18 protein-coding genes are annotated in these 24,792 nt (G+C 67.0%); 1 reads left to right on the top strand and 17 read right to left on the bottom strand.

All coding sequences use genetic code 11. The features are described 5' to 3' along the window. Positions 1–146: 146 nt before the first annotated feature. The gene (locus ACQY46_RS20425; RefSeq protein WP_306030506.1) at positions 147–371 is read left to right on the top strand and encodes a hypothetical protein; all 225 of its coding nucleotides are present in this window, start codon (positions 147–149) and stop codon (positions 369–371) included. 116 nt (positions 372–487) lie between these two features. On the opposite strand, the gene ACQY46_RS20430 is transcribed toward ACQY46_RS20425, so the two are convergent. The 17 genes from ACQY46_RS20430 to mraY form a co-directional block, all read right to left on the bottom strand. Next, on the bottom strand, positions 488–1,378 hold the full coding sequence (locus tag ACQY46_RS20430; protein WP_428697810.1) for a 50S ribosomal protein L11 methyltransferase: 891 nt from the start codon (positions 1,376–1,378) through the stop codon (positions 488–490). 94 nt (positions 1,379–1,472) lie between these two features. Next, the gene (locus tag ACQY46_RS20435) at positions 1,473–3,275 is read right to left on the bottom strand and encodes a cation:proton antiporter (RefSeq protein ID WP_428697811.1); all 1,803 of its coding nucleotides are present in this window, start codon (positions 3,273–3,275) and stop codon (positions 1,473–1,475) included. Positions 3,276–3,358: 83 nt separating this feature from the next. Next, a complete protein-coding gene (locus ACQY46_RS20440; protein ID WP_428697812.1) occupies positions 3,359–5,806 on the bottom strand; it encodes an ATP-dependent helicase in 2,448 nt (815 codons plus the stop codon). A gap of 139 nt (positions 5,807–5,945) precedes the next feature. Continuing rightward, positions 5,946–8,114, bottom strand: a complete 2,169-nt coding sequence (gene ligA / locus ACQY46_RS20445; protein WP_428697813.1) for an NAD-dependent DNA ligase LigA — start codon at positions 8,112–8,114, stop codon at positions 5,946–5,948. A gap of 174 nt (positions 8,115–8,288) precedes the next feature. Beyond that, positions 8,289–9,962: a DNA repair protein RecN gene (gene recN, locus ACQY46_RS20450; protein WP_428697814.1), complete on the bottom strand. Its 1,674-nt coding sequence runs from the start codon at positions 9,960–9,962 to the stop codon at positions 8,289–8,291. A 163-nt stretch (positions 9,963–10,125) separates the two neighbouring features. Then, positions 10,126–10,989, bottom strand: a complete 864-nt coding sequence (locus ACQY46_RS20455) for an outer membrane protein assembly factor BamD (RefSeq protein WP_428697815.1) — start codon at positions 10,987–10,989, stop codon at positions 10,126–10,128. Positions 10,990–11,280: 291 nt separating this feature from the next. Further along, entirely contained in the window at positions 11,281–12,231 is a 951-nt protein-coding gene (gene lpxC, locus ACQY46_RS20460) for a UDP-3-O-acyl-N-acetylglucosamine deacetylase (RefSeq protein ID WP_428697816.1), read from the bottom strand. Between the two features lie 302 nt (positions 12,232–12,533). Further along, on the bottom strand, positions 12,534–14,336 hold the full coding sequence (gene ftsZ, locus ACQY46_RS20465; RefSeq protein ID WP_428697817.1) for a cell division protein FtsZ: 1,803 nt from the start codon (positions 14,334–14,336) through the stop codon (positions 12,534–12,536). Between the two features lie 108 nt (positions 14,337–14,444). Next, positions 14,445–15,731, bottom strand: coding sequence for a cell division protein FtsA (gene ftsA, locus ACQY46_RS20470; protein ID WP_428700530.1), 1,287 nt, complete (start codon positions 15,729–15,731; stop codon positions 14,445–14,447). A 32-nt stretch (positions 15,732–15,763) separates the two neighbouring features. Then, on the bottom strand, positions 15,764–16,645 hold the full coding sequence (locus ACQY46_RS20475; RefSeq protein WP_428697818.1) for a cell division protein FtsQ/DivIB: 882 nt from the start codon (positions 16,643–16,645) through the stop codon (positions 15,764–15,766). 20 nt (positions 16,646–16,665) lie between these two features. Then, positions 16,666–17,595 carry a D-alanine--D-alanine ligase gene (locus ACQY46_RS20480; RefSeq protein WP_428697819.1) on the bottom strand — a complete coding sequence of 310 codons (930 nt, stop codon included), beginning with the start codon at positions 17,593–17,595 and terminating at the stop codon, positions 16,666–16,668. Further along, positions 17,588–18,571 carry a UDP-N-acetylmuramate dehydrogenase gene (gene murB, locus ACQY46_RS20485; protein WP_428697820.1) on the bottom strand — a complete coding sequence of 328 codons (984 nt, stop codon included), beginning with the start codon at positions 18,569–18,571 and terminating at the stop codon, positions 17,588–17,590. Before murB ends, ACQY46_RS20480 begins: the two co-directional genes overlap by 8 nt. Further along, the gene (gene murC / locus ACQY46_RS20490; protein WP_428697821.1) at positions 18,568–19,986 is read right to left on the bottom strand and encodes a UDP-N-acetylmuramate--L-alanine ligase; all 1,419 of its coding nucleotides are present in this window, start codon (positions 19,984–19,986) and stop codon (positions 18,568–18,570) included. The genes murB and murC overlap by 4 nt, the downstream gene beginning before the upstream one ends. Further along, positions 19,983–21,128 (bottom strand): undecaprenyldiphospho-muramoylpentapeptide beta-N-acetylglucosaminyltransferase, encoded by a 1,146-nt coding sequence (murG, locus tag ACQY46_RS20495; protein ID WP_428697822.1) that lies wholly within the window; start codon positions 21,126–21,128, stop codon positions 19,983–19,985. Before murG ends, murC begins: the two co-directional genes overlap by 4 nt. Positions 21,129–21,138: 10 nt before the next feature. Beyond that, the gene (locus ACQY46_RS20500) at positions 21,139–22,296 is read right to left on the bottom strand and encodes an FtsW/RodA/SpoVE family cell cycle protein (RefSeq protein ID WP_428697823.1); all 1,158 of its coding nucleotides are present in this window, start codon (positions 22,294–22,296) and stop codon (positions 21,139–21,141) included. Further along, a complete protein-coding gene (gene murD / locus ACQY46_RS20505) occupies positions 22,296–23,696 on the bottom strand; it encodes a UDP-N-acetylmuramoyl-L-alanine--D-glutamate ligase (RefSeq protein ID WP_428697824.1) in 1,401 nt (466 codons plus the stop codon). Before murD ends, ACQY46_RS20500 begins: the two co-directional genes overlap by 1 nt. 4 nt (positions 23,697–23,700) lie before the next feature. Further along, entirely contained in the window at positions 23,701–24,786 is a 1,086-nt protein-coding gene (gene mraY / locus ACQY46_RS20510; RefSeq protein WP_428697825.1) for a phospho-N-acetylmuramoyl-pentapeptide-transferase, read from the bottom strand. Positions 24,787–24,792: the final 6 nt, after the last annotated feature.

A 24,792-nucleotide genomic window follows, 5' to 3' on the forward strand; every position in this document is an offset into this window, starting at 1 on the left:
AATATTATGAATTCGCACATGCAGCATTCGCAGCGCTGCCATGCACTTATCGGACTTTTCGCATGGCTCGCTCACCCCCATACTCTGTCTTGAGAGTTTGAGGGAGGAAGCTCTTTTAGAGAGACCTCGAACCGGAGACAAAGATCATGGCCATTGCCACCACGACCACCACTGCCATTGCCGGCGCTTCCCGCAACGGCTCCAAGGGCCTCTTCCGCAAAGCCATCGACTCGATGGTCGCAGCGCGTGAGCGTCAGGCCCGCCGTTACGTCAACGGCTACCTCCTCTCGCTCGACGACGCGACGCTTGCCGCCTACGGCTACGACCGCGCCGAGCTGGAGCGTCAGGGATCGCTGACCGCCGCGTTCTGAGCAAGAACCGGCACAACACTGTAAAACACGGGCCTGGCGGATCGCCGGGCCCGTTTTCGTTTCAGCACCCGTCTTGTTTCTGGGCCGGTTTGCGCTTCGAAGACGGATTGCGGCTCTCAGGGCTCGCGGCGTCCGCGCACAAGCGTCAGCGTCAGCCAGCCATCGCGATTCTGCCGGCGGGCCAGATGGAAGCCCTGGGCTCCATAGGCGAACAGGATGCGCGGACCGTCCTCCACGCGCAGCCCCGACAGGATGAGGGTCGCAGACGGCGTCATCCGGCGCGCAAGGCCCGCGGCCATGCGCATCAGGGGACGCGCGAGGATATTCGCCACCACAAGGTCGAACGGCCCTTCTTCGGCGAAGATCCGGTGGTCGACGCCCGCCGCGGTTGCCGTTCGCAGCAGGCTGCCGGCGAGATTGTGGCGGGCATTCGCCTCCGCCGTGCGGGTCGCGACCGGATCGATGTCGGTGGCCAGCACCGGTTGGCGCGAAAGCAAAGCCATCGCGATGGCAAGCACCCCGGTTCCGGTGCCCAGGTCGAGCAACCGCTTGTAGCGGCGACGCGACAGCAACCGGTCGATCTCGATCAGGCATCCGGAGGTCGTGCCGTGATGCCCGGTACCGAAGGCAAGCGCCGCCTCGATCTCGATCGGGATGCCGTTGAGCGGGCGCTTCGCCCGGTCATGGCTTCCATGCACGAAGAACCGTCCCGCCGACACCGGGGAGAGGCCCTCCAGGCTCTTCTCCACCCAGTTGATGTCCTCCAGAACGACCGCCTCGACCGGCGCCGCGAAGGCATCCGCCCCCAGCCTGTCGCGGACAAGCGCGGCGGCTTCGGTCTCGCTCATGTCGAACAGCAGGATCTCGGCCGTCCACTCGCGCCCGTCGGCGGAGGATTCGAACACCGTCACCGGGTTGCCGTCGTCCTCGAAGTCGCGCACCAGCAACTCATAGATGCGCTTGGCCTCGATCTCTAGGGCGGTGATGCGGACACGAATGGTGGACATGATCTCTTCCGGCTGGACGCGATGGCCTGCCTATAGCCCTGCCGTTGCCGCGTCGCAATGGCCAACCACCCCAAAGCGCGACGGCCGGCCGATGTCAGTTGCCCGCCTTTTCCGGCGGCAACAGGCTGACGATCGTGTCGCCGACGCGCAGGGCCTCGTTCCGCGCCCCGCCATCGGGCCGCAGCTTTCCGCCGGAGGTGATGACAAGCAAGGCGACCGCATCCGCCGGCCGGTCGGCGGCGTGGGCTTCGCCGTCGTATTCCTTGCTGAGCGTGGTCGCGGAAATGCGCCAGTTCTCCGCGACCCTGGCGTCGAGCGCATGGATGCCGCCGGCACTCCCCAGGAAGGGGCGGCCGCCAAGCGTCACCATGAGCTGGCGGCTTTCCGGCGTCTCGGCCTTGTCGCGCCCGATCTGCAGAACGTTGGAGCGCCCGATCTCGGGGCCGAAATTCGTGCAGATGAGCGCGTTGTAGTCGTCATTGTCGGTGGCCGCGAGAAGATGGCTGTAGGAGGTCAGCGAGATCGTGTGTTCCGCCACTTCCGAGAGGATCTCGCCATAGTGCGTGTCCACACCGGCCTGCCGCGCCAGCCGCAGCCTGGCCCAGTTGCGATCCGAGATCATCACCGGAATGTCGCGCTCCTTCAGCTTGGCCGCCAGCGCCACGGTGAAACGGCCCGAGCCGACGATCATCAGCCCTGCATCGCCGCCGGTCGAAAGCCCCAGCGCCCGGGCAAGCGGGGCGATCGAGAAGCCGTGGGCGACCACCGTCGCCACCACCACCGCGAAGGCAAGCGGCACGAGGCGCTCGCCATCGGCGATGCCGCGCGAGGCGAGAAGCCCGGCGAAGAGACCCGACACCGCGACGGCGACAACGCCGCGCGGCGCGATCCAGCCGACCAGCAGCCGTTCCTTGAAGGTCAGCCCCGTCCCGATGGTCGACAGCCAGATCGACAGCGGCCGCACCACCAGCAGGAGGACGAGCACGAAGGCCAGTGTCTTGAGGTCGAGAGCCGATATCAGCGCCGCCGGCTCCAGCGAGGCGGTGAGAATGATGAAGACCCCCGAGACGAGCAGGATCGTCATGGTTTCCTTGAAGCGCTTCACCTCGCCGAGCGAAGCGATCCGGGAGTTGCCGAGCGCGAGCCCCAGCATGGTCACCGTCAGCAGACCACTCTCCTCCAGCACCGCGTTGGACAGCGCATAGGTGACGAGCACGACGGTGAGGATGACCGGAATTTTGAGGAACTCCGGCACATGGCCATGAACGAAGGCGCGCACCAGCGCACGGCCCGCGAACCAGCCGCCGCCAAGTCCGATGACAAGCGCCGCGACCACCCGCAGGGCCAGCGCGTCTGCCGCATGATGGCCGGACGAGACCAGGAATATTTCGTAGACGAAGACCGCGAGCAGCGCCCCGACCGGATCCGCCAGGATCGCCTCCCAGCGCAGGATCGCAGCCGGGCGCCGGGTCAGCTTCGCCTGTCGCAGCAGCGGTATGATCACCGTCGGGCCGGTGACGACAAGGATCCCGGCGAAGATCAGGGCCGGCCAGAGACTGAGCTCGGCGACGTAGAAGGCGTTGACCGCGCCCAGCACAAAAGCGATCGGCGCGCCGAGAAAGACGATCCGGCGCACCGCCTTGGCGCTTTCGGAGATCTGGTGAAAATTCAGCGTCAGGCCGCCTTCGAACAGGATGATCGCCACGGCGACGGCGATCAGCGGCTGCACGATGCCGGCGAATTGCACGTCCGGCTGCACCAGTCCCGTCACCGGGCCGGCCAGCACGCCCGCCGCAAGCAGAAGCACGATCGCGGGCAACTGGAAGCGCCAGGCGAGCCACTGCGCGGCAACGCCGGCAACGGCGATCAGGGCGATGGCGGTGACGACGGAATGCATGTGGCGAACTCCCGCAGCGCTTCAGTCAACAGGTCGATATCGCGGGATCGTCGCAATGCGGCCCCGGCCGGCGCCATACGCCGTCAATGGCGCTCGACGAAGCTGTCGAGCACCTTCTTCCGGCCGGCCTTGTCGAACTGGATCGTCAGCTTGTTGCCCTCGATGGCAACGATCTCGCCGTAGCCGAACTTGAGATGGAAGACGCGCTCGCCCATGGTATAGGCCGACGGCTCGTCGGCAACGGAGCGGGCGACAAGTTCCCCCTCGATGGTTCGCGGGCCGCCGCGCGCGCGATCGCTCCCCATGCGTCCGGCGAAACCGCCCGTGTCCGCCCCGGCCTGAGCCTTCTGCGCCTTCTGCGCCCGCTGCCAGCCCGGCGTCGAATAGCTCGACTTGAACGGATCGCGCGTATCGAAGCGGCTGGCGCCGTATCCGCCGCCGCCGCCATAGCCTCCGTAGCTGTTCGACTGCGCGATCACATCGACATGGTCGGCCGGCAACTCATCGAGGAAGCGGGACGGAATCGAGCTCTGCCACATGCCGTGGATGCGCCGGTTGGAAGCGAACCAGATCTTGGCGCGCCGGCGCGCCCGCGTGACACCCACATAGGCAAGCCGGCGCTCTTCCTCCAGCCCGGCTCGGCCGCTTTCGTCGAGCGCCCTTTGATGGGGGAAAAGCCCCTCCTCCCAGCCGGGCAGGAAGACCGTGTCGAACTCCAGACCCTTGGCCGAATGCAGCGTCATGATGGAGACCGCCTCGTTCGAGCCTTGCGCGTCCCGGTCCATGACCAGCGCGACATGCTCCAGAAAGCCCGGCAGCGATTCGAAGTCGTCCATGGAACGGACCAGTTCCTTGAGGTTGTCGAGCCGGCCCGGCGCCTCGGCCGAACGGTCGTTGCGCCACATCTCCGTGTAGCCGCTCTCGTCGAGCACGATCTCGGCAAGCTCGGTATGCGACATGGCCGGCATCAGGTCGCGCCAGCGGTCGAATTCCGCCAGCAGCATGCGCAGGGCGGTGCGGGCCTTCGGCTTCAGTTCCTCGGTCTGGCAGATGTCGGAGGCCGACTGCATCAAGGGAATGCGGTTCGCCCGCGCATAGGCGTGAACGATCTTCAGGCTCGCCTCGCCCAGCCCCCGCTTCGGCGTGTTGACGATGCGTTCGAAGGCAAGGTCGTCGGCCGGCTGCACGATGCAGCGGAAATAGGCCATCGCATCGCGGATCTCCATGCGCTCGTAGAAGCGCGGTCCGCCGATCACCCGGTAGTTGACGCCAAGCGTCACGAACCGGTCCTCGAACTCGCGCATCTGGAACGAGGCGCGCACCAGGATCGCCATCGTGTCGAGGCCGTGCCCCTTGGCCTGCAGCGCCTCGATCTCGTCGCCGATGGCGCGCGCCTCCTCCTCCGAATCCCAGGCTGCCGCCACCGAGACGCGGACATCCTCTTCCTCGTCATCGACCACGTCGGTGAACAGCGTCTTGCCGAGCCGGCCTTCATTGTGGGCGATCAGATGCGAGGCGGTCGCCAGGATATGGCTCGTCGAACGGTAATTGCGTTCCAGCCGGATCACCTTGGCGCCGGGGAAATCGTGGTCGAAGCGCAGGATGTTGTCGACCTCGGCGCCGCGCCAGCCATAGATCGACTGGTCGTCATCGCCCACGCAGCAGATATTCGCATTGCCCTGGGCCAGCAGGCGCAGGAACAGGTACTGCGCGATATTGGTGTCCTGGTACTCGTCGACCAGCATGAAGACGAAGCGGCGCTGGTATTCCCCGAGCACGTCCGGATTGTCTCGGAACAGCGTGATGACATGCAGCAGGAGATCGCCGAAATCGGCGGCGTTGAGGATCGACAGCCGCTCCTGGTACTGCTCGTAGAGCGAGCGGCCCTTGCCGTTGCCAAACGAGCGCGCCTCGCCTTCCGGCACCTGGGCGGGCGTCAGGCCGCGGTTCTTCCAGCCATCTAACTGGCCTGCGAAGGCACGTGCCGTCCAGCGCTTGTCGTCGAGCCCCTCGGCCTGGATGATCTGCTTGATCAGCCTGATCTGGTCGTCGGTGTCGAGGATCGAGAACCCGGACTTGAGGCCCACAAGCTCCGCGTGGCGGCGCAGGATCTTGACGCAGATCGAGTGAAACGTGCCAAGCCAGGGCATCCCTTCCGCGCTGTCGCCGATCAGCCGCTCGATCCGCTCCTTCATTTCGCGCGCGGCCTTGTTGGTGAAGGTCACCGCGAGGATCTGGCTCGGAAAGGCGCGCCGCGTCGCAAGGATATGGCCGATGCGGGTGGTCAGAACCCGCGTCTTGCCGGTGCCGGCACCGGCAAGCACCAGCACCGGCCCGTCCAGCGTCTCCACCGCTTCGCGCTGTTCCGGGTTCAGCCCGTCAAGATAGGTAGCGTTCGCCGCCGGGCGCGCGAGGCCCGCCTGGGCCCGGGCGGCAATGCCACTGCCGCCCGCCGGCCGCACGGGCACCGGCTCTCCGGGACCTGAGGCGTGGTGGGAGGTGGAGAAGCGCTCGCCATTGGAATCGGGCATTGACTGTCATGTCTCGACGGGTTGGTCGCGATCGGGTCACCGCGAATCTGTTCGCTGTTTGGACCAATATAGCAAGTTTGCCCGTCCTTAGGAGGGGCGGCCGGCCGGAACCCTGCAAAGCCGCGCCGAACCCCCCTGGTCAGCCGCCAGCCATCTCGATCCAGGCATCCTCGTCGATGACCTCGATGCCGAGATCGGCGGCCTTCTTCAGCTTGGAGCCGGCGCCCGGACCGGCAATGACGAGGTCCGTCTTCTTCGATACCGAACCTGAGACTTTCGCGCCCATGGCCTCGGCCCGCGCCTTGGCCTCGTCGCGGCTCATCTTCTCCAGGCTGCCGGTGAAGACCAGCGTCTTGCCGGCGACCGGGCTTGCATCGGCCTCGACCCGTTCCATCGCCTGCGGCCGGATCTCTTGCATCAATGCATCCAGCGCCTCGCGATTGTGACTCTCGGCGAAGAACTCGACCACCGCGCGCGCCACCGTCTCGCCGATGCCGTCGATGTCCATCAGTTCCGCCCAGGCATCGGACCCGGAATCGGCCGCAGCAAGCATCGCTGCCTGTAAGCTTTCCCAATCATGATAGTGGCGGGCGAGCAGCTTGGCGTTGCCCTCGCCCACATGCCGGATGCCGAGCGCGTAGATCACCCGGTTGAGCGGCACCTCCCGGCGCGCCTCGATCGCGGCGAAGAGATTGGCGGCGCTCGTCTCGCCCCAGCCATCGCGGTTCCTGAGCTTGATCAGCGGCGAGGCGGCGTCACGTTCGGCAAGCGTGAAGATGTCGGCAGGCTGGCGGATGCCTCCCTCCTCCATCGGCAGGTCGAAGAAGAACTCGACCTGCTTGTCGCCGAGCCCCTCGATGTCGAAGGCAAGGCGCGAGACGAAATGCTTCAGCTTCTCCTTGGCCTGCGCCGGGCAGACCAGCCCGCCGGTGCAGCGGCGCACTGCGTCGATCTTCCCGCTCGCCGGGTTCGTGTCGCGCACCGCATGGCTGCCGCAGGCCGGACAGACCTCGGGAAACTTGTAAGGCTCAGAATCCTTGGGTCGCTTGTCGAGGTCGATATCGACGATCTGCGGAATGACGTCGCCGGCGCGCTGGATCTGCACCGTGTCACCGACCCGGATCTCCTTGCCGCCGCGCAAGGGTTCGCCGTCCTGTCCGATGCCCTTGATGTAATCCTCGTTGTGCAGCGTCGCGTTGGAAACGACGACACCGCCGACGGTCACCGGTTCGAGCTTGGCGACGGGCGTCAGCGCGCCCGTGCGCCCCACCTGGATCTCGATGTCGTTGAGCACGGTGAAGGCCTTCTCGGCCGGGAACTTGTGCGCCACCGCCCAGCGGGGCGCCCGCGAGACATAGCCAAGGCGTCCCTGCAGGTCGAGCCGGTCGACCTTGTAGACCATGCCGTCGATGTCATAACCGAGCAGCGCCCTCTCCTCCTCGATGCCGTGATAGGCGTCAAGGATCTCCTCGACGGTCTCGCAGCGCCGCATGCGGTCGTTGACGGTAAAACCCCAGGTCCCGAGCGTCTGCACCATCCCGTATTGCGTGTCGGCGGGCATGGCCCCCATCTCGCCCCAGGCATAGGCGAAGAAGCGCAAGGGGCGCGAGCGCGTCACCTCCGGGTTGAGCTGGCGCAACGATCCGGCCGCCGCGTTGCGCGGATTGGCGAAGACCTTGCCGCCTTGCGTCTCCATCCTTGCATTGAGGGCGCGGAAGTCCTCGTGGCGCATGTAGACCTCGCCGCGCACCTCGACCACGTCCGGCGCATCGTCCGGCAGGCGCTGGGGAATATCCTCGATCGTCAGCGCGTTCTGGGTGACGTTTTCGCCGACCGCCCCGTCGCCGCGGGTTGCCGCGGTGACCAGGCGACGCTTCTCGTAGCGCAGCGACAGCGACAGCCCGTCGATCTTCGGCTCGACGGTGACGGCAATCGCCCCCATCAGCGGATCGATCTTCAGGAAACGGCGGATGCGGCCGAAGAAGTCGCGCACGTCCTCGTCGGAAAAGGCGTTGTCCAGCGACAGCATGGGGATCGCATGGGTGACCTTGCCGAAGCCCTCGGAGGGAGCGCTGCCAACACGCTGCGAAGGACTGTCGCTGCGCAGCAGGCTCGGAAACCGCGCCTCGATCGCATCGTTGCGCCGCTTCAGGGCATCGTACTCGGCATCGGTAATAACCGGCGCGTCCTCGCCGTGATAGCGCCGGTCGTGCCCGGCGATCTCCTCGGCGAGCCGTGCCAGCTCGGTGGCGGCCTCCTCCAGCGTCAGGTCTTCGACGGCGCGGGCGGCAAGGTCTGTATCGGGCATGGCGGGATCGCAGCTGGTTGGCCGGCGTCTCGGACCGGCAGGCGGAAAGATCGGGGATCCGCGTCGCCGGCCCTGCCGCCGCCCGCGATCCGTCACCGGAGTATGGGGTGTATCAATCCGCCGGGAAACCGCAAAGGCGTGCTTTCCCACCACAAGGAGACAGCGCCGGGAAGCCTAGGGGTCCGGCGCGTCGGCAAGCAGCCGGTCGGCGGCGGCGCGAGCCTCGTCGGTGATGGTTGCACCGGCCAGCATGCGCGCGATCTCCTCGCGCCGATGATCGACATCTATGCGCTGCACGCGCGTCGCGACCCGGTCCTCCCCGGCATCCTCCTTGAGGATCAGGAAATGCCCGCCGGCCTTTGCAGCCACCTGCGGGGCATGCGTGACGGTCAGCACCTGCACCTTGCCGGCAAGCCGCGCAAGTCGGTTGCCGATCGCCTCCGCCACGGCACCGCCGACGCCTGTGTCGATCTCGTCAAAAACGAGGGTCGGCGCGGATCCCTTGTCGGCAAGCGACACTTTCAGCGCCAGCAGGAACCGCGACAGCTCGCCCCCCGAGGCGACCTTCATCATCGCCCCCGGTTTCGTGCCCGGGTTGGTCTGCACCCAGAACTCGACCTGGTCTATGCCGTCGCGGCCGCGCTCGGCCGCGTCCGTCTCGAGTTGCACGATGAACCGCGCGCGCTCCAGTTTCAGGTCCGGCAGTTCCCCCGCCACCGCGGCCTCCAGGGCCGCCCCGGCCTGACGGCGCCGGGCGGACAGCGCGAGCGCCTTCGCGTCATAGTCGGCCTGCGCCGCCTTCGCCGCCTCGGCGAGGCCGGCAAGCGCCTCCTCGCCGGCATCGAGCGCGGCAAGATCCGCCTCGAAGCGCGCCTTGATGTCGGGCAGTTGATCGACCGCGACCTGATACTTGCGGGCCGCCGCGCGCAGCGCGAAGAGCCGTTCCTCGGTCGCTTCCAGCGCACGCGGGTCGAACTCGGTCTCGCGCACGGCCGCCTCGAGCCCGGCCCTTGCATCCTCCAGCCGGTCCAGTGCCTCGGCAAGGAAGCCGACGGGCGCCGAGAGAAGCTGCGGCGCCTGTTCCGCCTTGCGCTCCAGCCGCCGCCACAGCGAGGCGACTTCCGAAATCGGCGAAGCAGTCCCGTTCAGCGCCTCGAAGGCTTCGCCGAGATCGCCGGCGATCTTCTCCACCTGCATCATCGACTGGCGCGATGCGGCCAGCTCTTCCTCCTCGCCGGCAAGCGGTGCCAGTGTCGCCAGTTCCTCGGCCGAGGCCCGCAGGTAGTCCGCCTCGCGGCGCGCGGCCGCGATCCGTTCCTCGTGCTCGGCCAGCGCCTTCGACGCCTTGCGCATCGCGCCATGGGCCGCATTGACCGCGGCCCGGTCGCCATCGCATTCGCCGAAGGAATCGAGCAGCCGCCGGTGCTCGGCCGGGTCGGTATAGGCGCGCGCCTCGTTCTGGCCGTGGATCTCGACCAGCAGGCCGCCGGCCTGGCGCAGCAGCGCGACACTGACGGGAGAATCGTTGATGAAGGCGCGGCTGCGTCCGTCCTCGGCCTGTACCCTGCGCAGGATGACGTCGCCGTCCGCCTCCAGGTCGTTGTCGCGCAGCAGCGCGCGCACAGGATGCGCCATGGGCACGTCGAAGGCCGCGGTCACCTGCCCCTGCGACTGGCCGTTACGCACAAGCCCGGCGTCGCCGCGCCCGCCAAGCGCAAGGCTGAGCGCGTCGAGGAGAATGGATTTGCCTGCACCCGTCTCGCCCGTCAGCACCGACATGCCGGCGCCGAAGGACAGGTCGAGACGGTCGATCAGGACGATATCGCGAATGGCAAGCGCGGCGAGCATGCGAGCGGATGACCGGACCGGGTTGATGCGGCAACGCCGGAAAGCGCGCCGCGCGAGGATGACGCTTCAGATGTAGCCGCAGGAGGCGCCCCGCCGCAACGCCCAGAATGACGAAACCCGCAAGCCGTCCCGCGCCGGGATCATTCCTGCGTCCGGGAAAACGCTACAGCGAGATGCCCTTGAAAGCGCGGCTGATCCAGCTGCCCGAATCCTCGTTCGGCGAATAACCACCGGTCTTCAGCAGGCTGAAGGCGTCCTTGTACCACTGGCTGTCGGGGAAATTGTGCCCGAGCACGGCGGCGGCCGTCTGAGCCTCGTTGACCACGCCCAGGGCGTAATAGGTCTCGACAAGCCGGAACAACGCCTCTTCGATATGACGGGTGGTCTGGTAGTTGGTGACCACGACCTTGAAACGGTTGATCGCCGCAATCTGGTGATTCCGTTTCAGGTAGAAACGCCCGACTTCCATCTCCTTGCCGGCCAGCTGGTCCTGGGCGACGCGGATCTTGGTGCGGGCATCCTCGGCATACTCGGAATCCGGATAGCGCTGGATCAGCTCGCCATAGGCGGCCAGCGCGCGCTGGGTCATTTCCTGGTCGCGCGTGACGTCCGGGATCTGCTTGTTGTAGGACTGGCCGATGATGTAGAGCGCATAGGCGCTGTCTTCATTGCCCGGGTACAGCGTCGTGAAGCGCTTGGCGGCTGTGATCGCTTCGGGGAACTTGCCCAGGGAATAGTTCAGAAAGGCAAGGTTGATCAGGGATTTGCGGGAATATTCCGAATAGGGATGAAGCTTGTCGACTTCCTGGAATTTCAACCGCGCGTCGCTCAGCTTGCCGTCATTGCGCAGCGCCAGGCCTTCGTTGAACAGCACTTCCGGCGGTGTGTCGTTGGTCGCGAAATCTTCGTCATCGGTCGAGGAGCAGGCACCGAGCATCAGCGCGGCAACGGCAAGCGTGGCAATCGTCGTTCTGCGCAGTCGACCGGAAACCGATCCGTCCGCGTTGGAAATGGGCACTGCCGCCATCACGTAAACTCACTCCTCAACTCGCTCCGGCCGCTGACGCCGCTTCCGTGCCGCACCGCCAGATCCTGCCGGGCGCTGTCATGCCGGATCACTTGCCCCGGCGGCGGACAGGACCGGAGCATCCGCTCCGCGTCGCCCGCCATCAAACCGCGATCAGGCCGTGTTGTAACGGAAAAAACCCGCTCGCGTCACGCCGTGTGAGGGACATTTGTCGCTTTTTTATGGCCACGAAGACGAAGCCGCCGCCGCAAACGGGACGGGCCGGCATCCGGAGCGCCGCAAAGCAGCAGCTCAGGAAGCACCCTGCGCAACCGCAAGACGCGGCTCGTCGGCGTGAACCGGCGGAGCCGTGCGGTCCGAAGAGCGCTCGACGATCTCGAAGGCATCCTTGCCGGCCTTCTCGAACAGCTCGACCAGAATGGCGTGGTTCATCCGGTGTCCGCCCTTGTAGGAGCGGTAAAGGCCCAGGAAGGGAAGCCCGGCAAGCGCAAGGTCGCCGACCGCATCGAGCATCTTGTGTCGAACGAACTCGTCCGACCAGCGCGTGCCTTCCGGATTCAGGACCTGACCCTCGGAGATCGCCACCGAGTTCTCCAGCGAGGAGCCGAGGGCAAAGCCCATCGACCAAAGCTTCTCCACATCCTGCACCGAACCGAAGGTACGGGCGCGGCAGAGCTCGTTGCGGAAGTTCTCCGCCTCGAGATCGAGAACCATCGACTGGCGGCCGATGACCGCCGCGTCGAAATCGATGGTGACGTCGAAGCGGCATCCGTCGAAGGGGCGCAGCTCGCACCAGGCACTGCCCTGGTCGACGCGCACGGTCTTCTTGATGCGGATATAGCGACGGGGAGCGGCAAGCTTGCGCAGTCCGACGGAATCGATGGCGGTGACAAACGCCTCCGAACTGCCGTCCATGATCGGCATTTCCGGCCCGTCCATCTCGATCAGGGCATTGTCGACGCCAATCCCGCGCAGGGCGGCCATGAGATGCTCGACGGTCGAAACGCCACCGGCCTTCGGATCGCCGAGGACGGTGCAAAGGGCGGTGGCGGAAACGGCGCGCCAATGCGCCGGAAGTTCGACCTCGCGGCCGCTTTCAGGATCACGGTTGACGAAGACGAAGCCGGTGCCGGCATCGGCGGGATGCAGCGTGACTTCGGCCGGATTGCCGGAATGGACGCCAATTCCCTGCAGAGAGACGGATCCGGCAAGTGTCATCTGCCGGTCGGAACCTACTTTCATCACCAGATCGTCCTGTCTGCAATGGCCTAGAAACCCTGATGCGAGCGATGCAGGACCGGAAAATGCCTAGTGCTCAAGGCTGCCGGGCGCGGATGCACGATTCGCGCACCTGATCAATCGCAGGCTGACCATACAGGCAGGGCATGAGGGATAAGAAATAAAGCTTTGTTACGATATGTAACGGTTCATTAAATTTCATAACATTGAAAAATATGGGAAATTTCGGAAAGTCTCCCGACGGCGGGCGATCCGGTGAGGAGCCGGATCGCCCGTTGAGGGAGGGTCGTGAGGACGAGCCCCGGTCAGTTCGCCTGACGACGAAGGAAAGCCGGGATCTCGAGCTGGTCTTCTTCCGACAGGGTACGCGGCTGCGGAGCCGGACGACCGGTCAGGTCAAGCTGGCCGGCCGCGCCCTGTGCTGCCGGGCGCGGAGCGGCCGGACGCATGGCCGGAGCCTGCTGCTGGGCCGGGGCCTGCTGCCGGACCGGGGCCTGGGCGGGACGCTGAGCCGCCTGGGGCTCGCGCGCCGGAGCGGGAGCGGGCCGCGGGGCCGGGGCGACGGGCTGCTGGGCACGCGGGGCCTGCACCGGCTCGGCACCGGCGGCATGCTCCATTTCCTCGTCCTCGTCGTGGCGACCGAAGCCGCTGGCGAGACGGCGCAGCAGGCTCATCGGGCGACGCTCGTCGCCGTGATGGTGCTCGTCGTCCTCGACGCGGGTATGCGCCCGCATCTCACGCTGCGCCACCGGCGGAAAATCCTCGATGGAGGGCATCCGCGAGGGCTGCGCGACGCTTTCGGCAACCGGGGGAATATAGGGTTCGACGGCCGGCGCATCGGCAACCGGCTCGGCCAGGTCCGCCTCGTCGAAGTCGGCCAGCGGAGCGTCCTCGCCGATCATGCCGGGAGCCGGCGAGAACGGCGCGATTTCCACGTCCGGGTCGGTCGAAGCCTGCACCGGCTCGGGGATCTCGAGTTCCTGCTCGATGCGTTCCGCGGCGGCGGCACGCATCGGGGCGGGCGCCCGCGTTGCAGCGACGGCCGGCTTCGGCCGGGCCGCCGGGGCGGGGTCGGAAATCGTCTTCAGCCGCTCGGTGAGTTCCGCCATGCGGGCCTCGGCCGGCGAGACGTCCTCGCGCAGCTCCTTGTCGATGCCGGTAGCGACAACCGACACGCGGATGATCCCGTCGAGGCTCTCGTCGAAGGTTGCGCCGAGTATAATGTTGGCATCCGCATCGACTTCCTCGCGAATGCGGGTTGCCGCCTCGTCGAGTTCGAACAGGGTCAGGTCGTTGCCGCCGGTGATCGAGATCAACAGGCCGCGCGCGCCCTTCATCGAGGTCTCGTCAAGCAGCGGGTTGGCGATCGCCGCTTCCGCCGCCTGCATGGCCCGCTGGTCGCCCGAGGCCTCGCCGGTACCCATCATCGCCTTGCCCATGCCGCGCATGATCGAGCGCACATCGGCGAAGTCGAGGTTGATCAGGCCTTCCTTGACCATCAGGTCGGTGATGCAGGCCACGCCCGAGTAGAGCACCTGGTCGGCCATCGCGAAGGCGTCGGCGAAGGTGGTCTGCGCATTGGCGATACGGAACAGGTTCTGGTTGGGGATGACGATCAGCGTGTCGACCGCCTTCTGCAACTCGGTGATCCCGGCTTCGGCGATGCGCATGCGGCGCACGCCCTCGAACTGGAACGGTTTGGTGACCACACCGACGGTCAGTATACCCATCTCGCGCGCGGCGCGGGCGATCACCGGAGCAGCGCCGGTGCCGGTGCCGCCGCCCATGCCCGCGGTGATGAACACCATGTGCGAGCCGGACAGGTGATCGTTGATCTCGTCGATGACCTCTTCGGCCGCCGCCGCGCCGACATCGGGCTGCGAACCGGCGCCAAGGCCCTCGGTCACGGCAACGCCCATCTGGACGACACGCTCGGCGTGATTGCTGGCCAGCGCCTGGGCGTCGGTGTTGGCCACGACGAAGTCGCAGCCCAGCAGACCGGCCTGGATCATGTTGTTGACGGCGTTGCCACCGGCGCCACCGACGCCGAACACCGTAATTCTTGGCTTCAGTTCCTGAAGATCTGGCATTTTCAAGTTGATGGTCATGGCTTCCTCGCGACCCCTTGAAGGACCCGTTCTGGCTCCTTCACTAATCCTCGTTCCCTCGTCGTCCGCCGGGAGTGCGCCCGGCGTTTTCCGAGGCAGTTGCCCGCCTCAGAAACTCTCGCGGATCCAGTTGCCGACCCTGGCCAGCGTGCTTGATCCCAATGTCCACCTTGTGCCCGCGCCGCGCGGCTGGAACTGTTCCACCTGTGCGACCTGCGGATAGATCAGCAGGCCGACGGCGGCGGCGAAGGCAGGTCCCTTGGCCGCCTCGGGCAGGCCCGCGACGCCGAGCGGGCGTCCGAGCCGAACCTGACGGCCGAGCACCCGGCGCGCGACATCGCTCAGTCCCGTGAGCTGGCTCGCGCCACCGGTCAGAACGATGCGCTTGCCGACCCGTCCGGCGAAGCCGGAGGCGGTCAGCCGGTCGCGCACCAGCTCCATGATTTCCTCGACCCGAGGCACGATCACCCGCGTCAGCATCGAGCGCGGGATCTGGTGCGGCAGGTCCCCGTCGGCATCGACCGGCGGGATCATGATCAGATCGCGGTCGTCGGCACCGCTGGGCAGGGCCGATCCCTGCAAGGTCTTGATGCGTTCGGCATCGGCCAGCCGCGTCGACAGCGCCCGCGCGATGTCCATCGTCACGTGATGGCCGCCGACGGCGATCGCGTCCGTGTGCACCATCTGCCCCTCGACAAAGACCGAGAGCGTCGTCGTGCCGCCGCCCATGTCGACGCAGGCGACGCCGAGTTCGGTCTCGTCCTCGACCAGGGTCGACAGACCGCTCGCATAAGGCGTCGCGACCATCGTCTCGACCGCCAGATGGCCGCGATTGATGCAAAGCTCCAGATTGCGCACCGGCGCCACTTCGGCGGTCACCACCTGCATGTCGACACCGAGCCGACGCCCGATCATGCCGCGCGGGTCGCGCATGCCGCGATTGCCGTCGAGCGTGTAGGCGATCGGCAGGGCATGCATGACGGCCCGCCCCTCGGCGACCGAGTGGGCACTGCCGGCGGAAAGCACCCGCTGGATATCCGCCTCGCACACCGCATCGGAGGCAAGGCCGACGCTGGCGGTGATGATCTCGGAATGCAGCCGTCCGCAGGTCACGTTGGTGATCAGCGATTCCACGGTCAGTCCGGCCATCCGCTCGGCCGCGTCCACCGCCAGGCGGATCGCCTGTTCGGCGGCATCCATGTCGACCACCACGCCCGACTTCAGGCCGCGCGAACGCTGATAGCCGTAACCGAGCACCTCGATCGCATGGGTACGTCCCGGCAGCACGCAGTCGTCGTTGCGCGGGCTCAGCTTGGCGATCAGGCAGCAGACCTTGGTCGAGCCGATGTCGAGAACCGACACGACGACCGCACGGCGTCCGGGGAGCGGACGCATGCGCGGCAGGTAGATCGGGGTTTTCTGGCGGCTCATGCGTCGCCTCCCGTCCGTCGGACCTTGCCGCGTGTCTTCATCTCGGCCTTGCGGCGCAGGGCCGCCTCGTCCGTCAGCCGCACGACCACCCTGTCGGGCAACCGGATGTCGACGACGGTGATGTCCCGGGTCAAAAGACCCGTCTCGTTGTCCATGCGCATCACGTCGTCCAGCGCGCGCGCCACATCATGTTCCGGCAGGCGCACGGTGATGCCGTTCTCCAGCAGCAGGTCCCAGCGGCGGTCCGACACCAGCCGGGCGGCCCGCACCCGCGAACGCAGTTCCGGCACGGCGCCGAGCGCGTCGAGGATTTCCGCCCCGCGATACTGCGCGCCATGGCCGACCAGCATCAAAAGGTTGGCGTAGCGCCCGTCGACATCGTCGCTGATCACCTGGCCCTTGGCGTCGATCACCGACAGGCTGTCGCCGCGCTGCCACAGCGCGTAGGCATCGCGCTCGTCGATGCTGACCTGCAGGGTGCCCGGATAAAGCTTCTGCACCGAAACCGTCTCGATCCACGGGATGCGCGACAGCCGCTCGCGCGCCGCCGCCGCGTCGAACAGCGCCAGCGACGTGCCGGCCTGGATTTCCAGCGCCTCGAGAATTTCGAACTCGGTGGTTTCCTTCTGGCCGGAAAGTTTGACCGCCGCGATCTCGAATCCGGCGGCCGATGTCAGTGATTCGCTTACCGTGCGCGCGTAGCCGCCCACAACCAGAGCGTAAAAAACCGTTGCCGAGAGAAACGCCAACGCCCCGGCCGTGCCCGTCCACTCGGGCAGGTCCTGCAAAAAGCCGGCGGCGCGCCACAGGGGACGCCGATGCAATCGGGGCACGCCGCGACCGCGCGGCGCGAGCGCCGCCTCGATCGGCAGGACCATGTCCTCACCCCGTTTTGCCTTTATCGTCCGCAACTTGCGTTCTCCACCATCCAGCTGGTCAGGTCTTCATACGAGTGCCCGGCATGCGCGGCGATCTCCGGCACAAGCGAGGTCTGGGTCATTCCGGGCTGTGTATTCACTTCAAGGCAGATCAGCTCGCCGCCGCCGCCTCGCTGTTCGTCGAAGCGAAAATCTGCCCGTGTAACGCCCTTGCAGCCGAGTGCCTGATGCGCCCTTAAGCTGAGTTTCTGTACTTCTTGGTAAACAAATGGTGAAATTTCCGCCGGCAGGACGTGTTGTGATCCGCCGGGAGCATATTTGGCGTCGAAATCGTAGAAGCCGTGGCCGAGCGGCATCACCTCGGTGACCCCCAGCGCCACATTGCCCATCACCGCGCAGGTCAGCTCCCGGCCGGGGATGTAGCGCTCCACCATGACGATGTCGCCATAGGGCCAGTCCTCGCGATAGAGCTCCTGCGGCGGGTGCTCGGCATTCTCCCTGACGATCAGCACGCCGAAGGACGAGCCCTCGCGCACCGGCTTGGCGACATAGGGCGGCGGCAGGGCGTGTGCCTTGGCCGCTTCCAGCCGGTGCAGCACCTTGTGTTCTGCGACCGGAATGCCGGCCGCCTTCATCACCGCCTTGGCCTTCTGCTTGTCCATGGCGAGCGCCGACGCGGCCACCCCGGAATGCGTGTAGGGGATCCCCAGGATCTCCAGCAGCCCCTGGATGCAGCCATCCTCGCCGAACGGGCCATGCAGGGCGTTGAACGCCACGTCGGGCTTCAGCTCCTGCAGCACGGCGGCGATATCCCGCTGCACGTCGACCCGGGTCACCCGGTAGCCGGCCCGCTCCAGCGCGGCAGCACAACCCTCGCCGGACCAGAGGCTGACCGGGCGTTCGGCGGACCAGCCGCCCATCAGCACCGCGACATGCTTGCGCTCAGCCATGGGATGCCTCCTCTTCCTGTCGTGTGCCGAGAAACGGCAAGATCCCGACCCCGTCAGGCCACAGCCCGAGCCGCTTGATTTCCCATTCCAGCGCGATCCCGCTGGTCTCCAGGACGCGGGCGCGAACCGTTTCGCCGAGCCGTTCCAGGTCTTCGGCCGAGGCCTCGCCTGTGTTGATCATGAAATTGCAATGCATGTCCGACATCCGCGCGCCGCCGATCTGCAGCCCGCGACCGCCTGCCGCATCGACCAGCTTCCAGGCGGAATGTCCCGGCGGGTTCTTGAATGTCGAGCCGCCGGTCTTCTCGCGGATCGGCTGGGCCGCCTCGCGATGGGCCTGGACGTCGGCCATCTCGGCGCGGATCGCCTCGCGCTCGCGCGGTTCTCCGCGAAACACCGCCTCGGTGAAGATCGTGTCGCCGGGCTGCGCGCTGTGCCGGTAGCGATACTCCATATCGGCACGGCTCAGGTGCACGATCTCCCCGGCCCGCGTCACACCGCTCACCTCGACCATCACATCGGCGGTCTCGCTGCCATGCGCGCCGGCATTCATGCGCAAGGCGCCGCCCAGTCCACCCGGAATACCGGCATAGAAGGCGAAGCCGCCCTGCCCGGCTTCCGCCGCTGCCTCGGCAAGCCGCCGGTCGGGCACCGCCGCGCCCGCGCGGATCGCTCCGTCGTCTTCCACCGTGACCGCGCCGAACCCCTTCGCGCCGAGCCTGACCACGACGCCCGCAATGCCGCCGTCGCGCACCAAAAGGTTCGATCCCAGGCCGATCGGCAGCACCGGAACCTCGTCCGGCAGGTGCGACAGGAAGTTGGCCAGATCTTCCGTATCGGCGGGCTGGAACAGAAGCTGCGCCGGCCCGCCGACGCGAAACCAGGTCACCGCCGAAAGCGGCTGGTTCGCCGTCAGCTTGCCGCGCAGCCCGATGCGGTCCAGCCCGTGCCTGCCGATGAGATCGGGAAAGCTCATGTCCCGGCACCGCCGCGTGCGGCCGCCAGCGCTTCGGGGAGAACCTGGGCCCATTGCGAGATGCTCCCCGCGCCCAGGCAGACGACATAGTCGCCCGGCTCCGCGATCCGCGCCACCGTACCGGCAAGCTCGTCCTCGCTGGCAATCGCGTGGACGCTGCGGTGGCCGCTGGCGCGAATGCCGTTGGCAAGCGCGTGATGGTCGATGCCCTCGCGCGGTGCCTCGCCGGCCGCGTAGACCGGCGCGCAGATCACATGGTCCGCGTCGTTGAAACAGGCGGAGAACTCGTCGAACAGGCTTTCCAGCCGCGTGTAGCGATGCGGCTGGACAACCGCGACCACCTTGCCCGGCGCAACGGCGCGGGCGGCCGACAGGACGGCGCGGATTTCCACCGGATGATGGGCGTAGTCGTCGAAGACCTCGATCCCGTCCACCGAGCCGGTATGGGTGAAGCGCCGCTTGACACCCCGGAACGCCGCCAGTCCCTTGCGGATCTGCTCGGGCGAGATGCCGAGCTTCCAGGCAACCGCGATCGCCGCCGTCGCGTTGGAGACATTGTGCAGGCCGGGCATCGGCAGGCTCAGGTCCTCGACTGTCTCGGCGGTGCCGGCGACCCGGTCGCGCAGCTCGACGGAGAACACCGACGCCGCCCCTTGCGTGCGCAGGTCGAAGAAACGAACGTCTGCCTGCCGGTTCTGGCCATAGGTGATGACCTGGCGATCCTCGATCCGCCCGACCATCGCCTGCACTTCCGGATGGTCGAGGCACATCACCGCGAAACCGTAGAACGGCACGTTCTCGACGAATTGCAGGAAGGCGTCCCGCACCCCGTCGAAGTCGCCGTAATGATCGAGATGTTCCGGATCGATATTGGTGACAACGGCGATATCCGCCGGCAGCTTGACGAAGGTGCCATCGGACTCGTCCGCCTCCACCACCATCCAGTCGCCCTGTCCCATGCGGGCATTGGTGCCGTAGGCGTTGATGATGCCGCCATTGATGACGGTCGGATCCAGACCGCCCGCATCGAGCACGGCGGCGATGATCGAGGTGGTCGTCGTCTTGCCGTGCGTGCCGCCGATGGCGATCGCCTGCTTGAAGCGCATCAACTCGGCCAGCATCTCGGCGCGGCGCACGATCGGCAGGAACCGCTCGCGCGCGGCGATCAGTTCCGGGTTGTCGCGCTTGATCGCCGAGGAGACGACGACGACACGGGCGTCGCCGATATTGGCGCCGTCATGACCGACCTTCACCGCAATGCCCTTGTCGCGCAGCCGCTTGACATTGGCGCTCTCGGAAAGGTCCGAGCCCTGCACGGTGTAACCGAGCATGTGCAGCACTTCGGCGATGCCGCTCATGCCGATGCCGCCGATACCGATGAAATGAACCGGACCGAGGTCCTGGGGCATCTTCATGATGCGTCTCCGTTTTGGGTTTCGCGTGCCGCAAGCGCGTCCAGCGGCGTCTTCGCGGCCACATGTTCGACAAGATCGGCGAGCAGCGAGACCGCGTCCGGCCGGCCCGCAGCGCGTGCAGCCTCCGCCGCCTGCGCGAGACGCTCCGGGGCATCCATCAGCTCGGCAAACAACGCCGCGAGCCGTTCGGGGCTCAGTTCGGCCTGGTCGACCGGCCAGGCACCGCCGGCGCGCGCCAGCACCTCCGCATTGCGGCCCTGGTCGTTGTCCAGCGCATGCGGCAACGGCACCAGCACCGAGGGCCGCCCGATCACGGCCAGCTCGCTGACGCTGGAGGCGCCCGACCGGCACAGCACCAGATGCGCGCCGGCGATCCGCGCCGGCATGTCGGAAAAGAACGGAGCGAGTTCCGCCGTCACGCCGAGCCGGTCGCATGCGGCGCGCACAGTGTCGATGTCTTCCGCGCGGCACTGCTGTACCAGCGAGAGACGACCGCGCGTCTCCGGATCGAGGCACTCCAGCGCCGCCGGCATCACCTGGGAGAAGAACCGCGCGCCCTGCGATCCGCCGAAGACCAGAAGGGCGAAGGGTCCTCCGGCGCGCGGTACCGAATAGGCCATGCCGCTTGCCGCGATGACCGCCTCGCGCACCGGATTGCCGGTGCGAACCGACTTGGCCGCGTGGTCTCCCGCTGCCTCTCCCACGAGCGGGAAGCTTGTCGCCACCGCGCTCGCGCGACCGGCAAGCATCCGGTTCGCCCGGCCCATCACCGCGTTCGCCTCGTGCAGGACGCTCGGCACGCCGCCGAGGAAGGCCGCGAACATCGGCGGGAAGGTCGGATAGCCGCCGAAGCCGACCACCGCATCGGGCCGCAACCGCCGGATCAGCGCGCGCGCCTGCAGCAGGCCCTTGCCGAGCTTCCAGGCGGTACGTGCGAGCGCCACAGGCGACCGTCCGCCCAGCGTCGCCGAGGAGATCACATGCACCGCGCGGGCGGGAAAGTCGGACCCGTAGTCGCTGACCCGGTGGTCGGTCGCAAGTTCCACCACATGGCCGCGCCGGACCAGTTCGCCCGCCAGCGCCTGCGCGGGAAAGAGATGGCCGCCGGTGCCGCCGGCGGTAAGGAGAAACGTCCGGGTCATGACGCCTCGCCTACGACAGACTGGCGGGAGACAGCCGCGAAACGATCACGCTGTCGGAGCGTGAGGCTTGCGGACGTCGTCGCGTCAGGGCCAGGACGAAACCCATCGAGATGGCGGTCGCCAGCAGCGAGGAGCCGCCATAGGAGATGAAGGGCAGGGTCATGCCCTTGGCGGGCATCAGGTTGAGGTTCACCGCCATGTTGATGCAGGCCTGGATGCCGAAGAGCACCATCAGTCCGGCGGTCGCCAGCCGGCCGAAGGGGTCGCTGTCCTGTGCGGCGTGCGAGAGCCCGCGCAGCACCACGAAGGTGAAGACCAGAAGCAGCAGCAGGCAGACGACGATGCCGAACTCCTCCGCGGCGACGGCGAAGATGAAATCCGTATGGCTTTCCGGCAGGACGCGCTTGATGGTGCCCTCGCCGGGTCCGCGGCCGAACCAGCTGCCGGCGACGAAGGCCTCGATCGCCCGGTCGATGTTGAACGTGTCGCCCGAACTCGGATCGAGGAACCGGTCGACGCGACTTTGCACGTGGGGGAGCATGACATAGGCCGCGACCAGACCGCCGACGCCGAGCGTGCCGATCGGCACGATTGCCATCCATGACAGGCCGTTCAGGAAGATCAGCGCCGCAAAGACCAGGGCCAGCAGCATGGTCTGGCCGAAGTCGGGCTGGGCGACAAGCAGGGCGGCCGCCATGATGAACAGCAGCAGCGAGAACAGCGTTCCGGGAACCTCGGGCCGGCGGCCGCCTTCCGAGAGCAGGAAGGAAACCAGAACGATCAGCGCGGGCTTGAGAAACTCCGAGGGCTGGATCGAAAAGCCGAGCAGGTTGATCCAGCGCCTGGCGCCCTTGGCCTCCATGCCGATGAAGAGCGTCGCCACCATCATCACCAGCGCGACCGCAAAGAGCAGCAGCGCAGCGCGGCGCACCATGCGCGGGCTCAGCGCCGAGATCGCCAGCATCAGCGCCAGTGCCGGCAGCAGGAACATCGCCTGCCGCTTGATGAAATGATAGCTGTCGATCCCGAGCCGCTCGGCGACCGCCGGACTGGCCGCGAAGGACAGGACGATCCCGCCGATCATCAGGATGATGAAGCCGGCAACGAGATACCGGTCGACGGTCCAGAGCCATTCGGCGAAGGGACTGCGATCTGCGCGGCTGACCATCAGGCAACCTCCTGTCCGGCGTGGCGCGAGGCGGCGGACCGTGCCGCCTCGGAAAACGCCCGCCCGCGGGCCTCGAAATTGGGAAACTGGTCGAAGGAGGCACAGGCTGGCGACAACAGCACCACCGGCTCGGCGTGGGCATCGCGGCTCGCATCGCGCGCGGCGGCGGCGGTCGCGGCGGCCAGCGTGCCGCAGGTCTCGAAGGCCACGTGACCGTCGAGCGTGGCGGCGAATTCCTCGGCCGCCTCTCCGATCAGATAGGCCCTGGCGATCCGTCCGAAATACGGCTGCAGGCCGTCGATCCCGCCTGTCTTTGCGCGCCCGCCTGCGATCCAGTAGATCCGCTCATAGCTTGCCAGCGCCCGCTCCGCCGCATCGGCATTGGTCGCCTTGCTGTCGTTGACGAAGAGCACGCGGCCGGCGCGCGCCACCACTTCCATGCGGTGTTCAAGCCCGGGAAAGCTCTCCAGCCCCTTGCAAATCTCGGCATCCGACAGATCGAGCTTGCGGCACACCGCGATCGCGGCGGCCGCATTCTGCGCATTGTGCGCGCCGCGCAGCGAGGTGATCGGGGCAAGATCGGTGAAGGGCGTCTGCGTCGCGGCTTGCGCCAGCCACACGGTGCTGCCCTGCGCGTAGATGCCGTCGGCCAGCGGATGGCGCGCGCTGATGCGCAGGGTTGCGGTTCCCGCCCGCTCGGCCCGGTCGGCAATCGCCGCGCTCAGGTTGTCGTCGACGCCCACGACAGCCATGCGGCTGCCGGCGATCAGCCGTTCCTTGACGCCCGCATACTCGGCAAGCGTGCCGTGCCGGTCCAGATGGTCGGGCGTGATGTTGAGCAGGACGCCGACAGACGGCGCAAGCGAGGGCGCCAGGTCGATCTGGTAGGACGAACACTCGATCACGTGGATACGGCCGGCCCGCGGCGCTTCCAGTTCGAGGATCGGAACGCCGATATTGCCGCCCATCTGCACGTCCCGGCCCGCCGCCTTCAGCACATGGGCGATCAGGGCCGTGGTCGTCGACTTGCCGTTGGTGCCGGTGATCGCCACGAGCGGCGCATCCGGAGCGGCCGCGCGGCGCTCGCGGACAAAAAGCTCGATATCGCCGATCACCTCGACGCCGTGCGAGCGGGCAAGATCGACGCTCCAGTGCGGGCGCGGATGGGTCAGGGGGACGCCGGGAGCCAATACCAGCGCCGCGATCCGGGCCCAGTCGGCCTGGCGCAGGTCGGCAACCTCGATCCCCGCCGCGCGCGCCGTTTCGCAGCCCGCCGGATTGTCGTCGAACGCGACGACGCCGGCGCCGCCAGCAATGAGCGCACGTGCCGTCGCGATCCCCGACCCTCCAAGGCCGAAGACGGCGACAAGCCTGCCCGTGAACCCGCTGACCGCGATCATTGCCTCACCTCAGCTTCAGGGTGGCAAGACCGACCAGGGCGAGAACCACCGCGATGATCCAGAAGCGGATCACGACCTGGCTCTCGGTCCAGCCGAGATGCTCGAAATGATGATGGATCGGCGCCATCTTGAAGACGCGCCGGCCGGTGAGCTTGAACGAGGCCACCTGCACGATCACCGAGACCGCTTCCAGCACGAACAGCCCGCCGATGATCGCCAGCACGATCTCGTGCTTGGTGGCAACCGCGATGGCGCCGATCATGCCGCCAAGCGCCAGCGAGCCGGTGTCGCCCATGAAGATGGCCGCCGGAGGGGCGTTGAACCAGAGGAAGCCGAGCCCCGCGCCGATCACCGCGCCGCACAGGACGGCAAGCTCGCCGGAGCCCGCGACATGGTGGATCTGCAGGTATTCGGCAAAGACCGCGTTGCCCGACAGGTACGCGATCAGGCCGAACGAGGCGGCCGCGATCATCACCGGCACGATGGCCAGGCCGTCGAGACCGTCGGTGAGATTGACCGCATTGCCCGCTCCGACCATCACGAAGGCGGCGAACGGGATGAAGAAGATGCCCAGGTTGAAGGCAAGGTCCTTGAAGAACGGAAAGCCGATGGACGTGCCGTAGGCGCCCGCCTCCAGCAGGGTCACGCACCACGCCGCCAGACCGGCGATCACGAATTCCAGCCCGAGCCGGCTGCGTCCGCTGAACCCCTTGTGGGAGGATTTCGTCACCTTGAGATAGTCATCGTACAAACCGATGGCGCCGAAGCCGACGGTCACGCCGAGCACGATCCATGTATAGGGATTGAGCAGGTCCGCCCACAGCAGCGTGGCGACCAGCATGCCCGACAGGATCATCAGCCCGCCCATCGTCGGCGTGCCCTTCTTCGTCAGCAGGTGGCTCTGCGGGCCGTCGGCGCGGATCGGCTGGCCGTGCCCCTGGCGCAGCCTGAGCGACGAGATGATCATCGGCCCGAACAGGAAGATGAACAGCATGGCGGTCATGATCGCGCCGCCGGTCCGGAACGTGATGTAGCGGAACACGTTCAGCGCGGAGAAGTGGTCGGCAAACTCGACGAGGAAATACAACATCTATCA

It is taken from the genome of Stappia sp., from assembly GCF_965276915.1.
Taxonomy (GTDB): domain Bacteria; phylum Pseudomonadota; class Alphaproteobacteria; order Rhizobiales; family Stappiaceae; genus Stappia.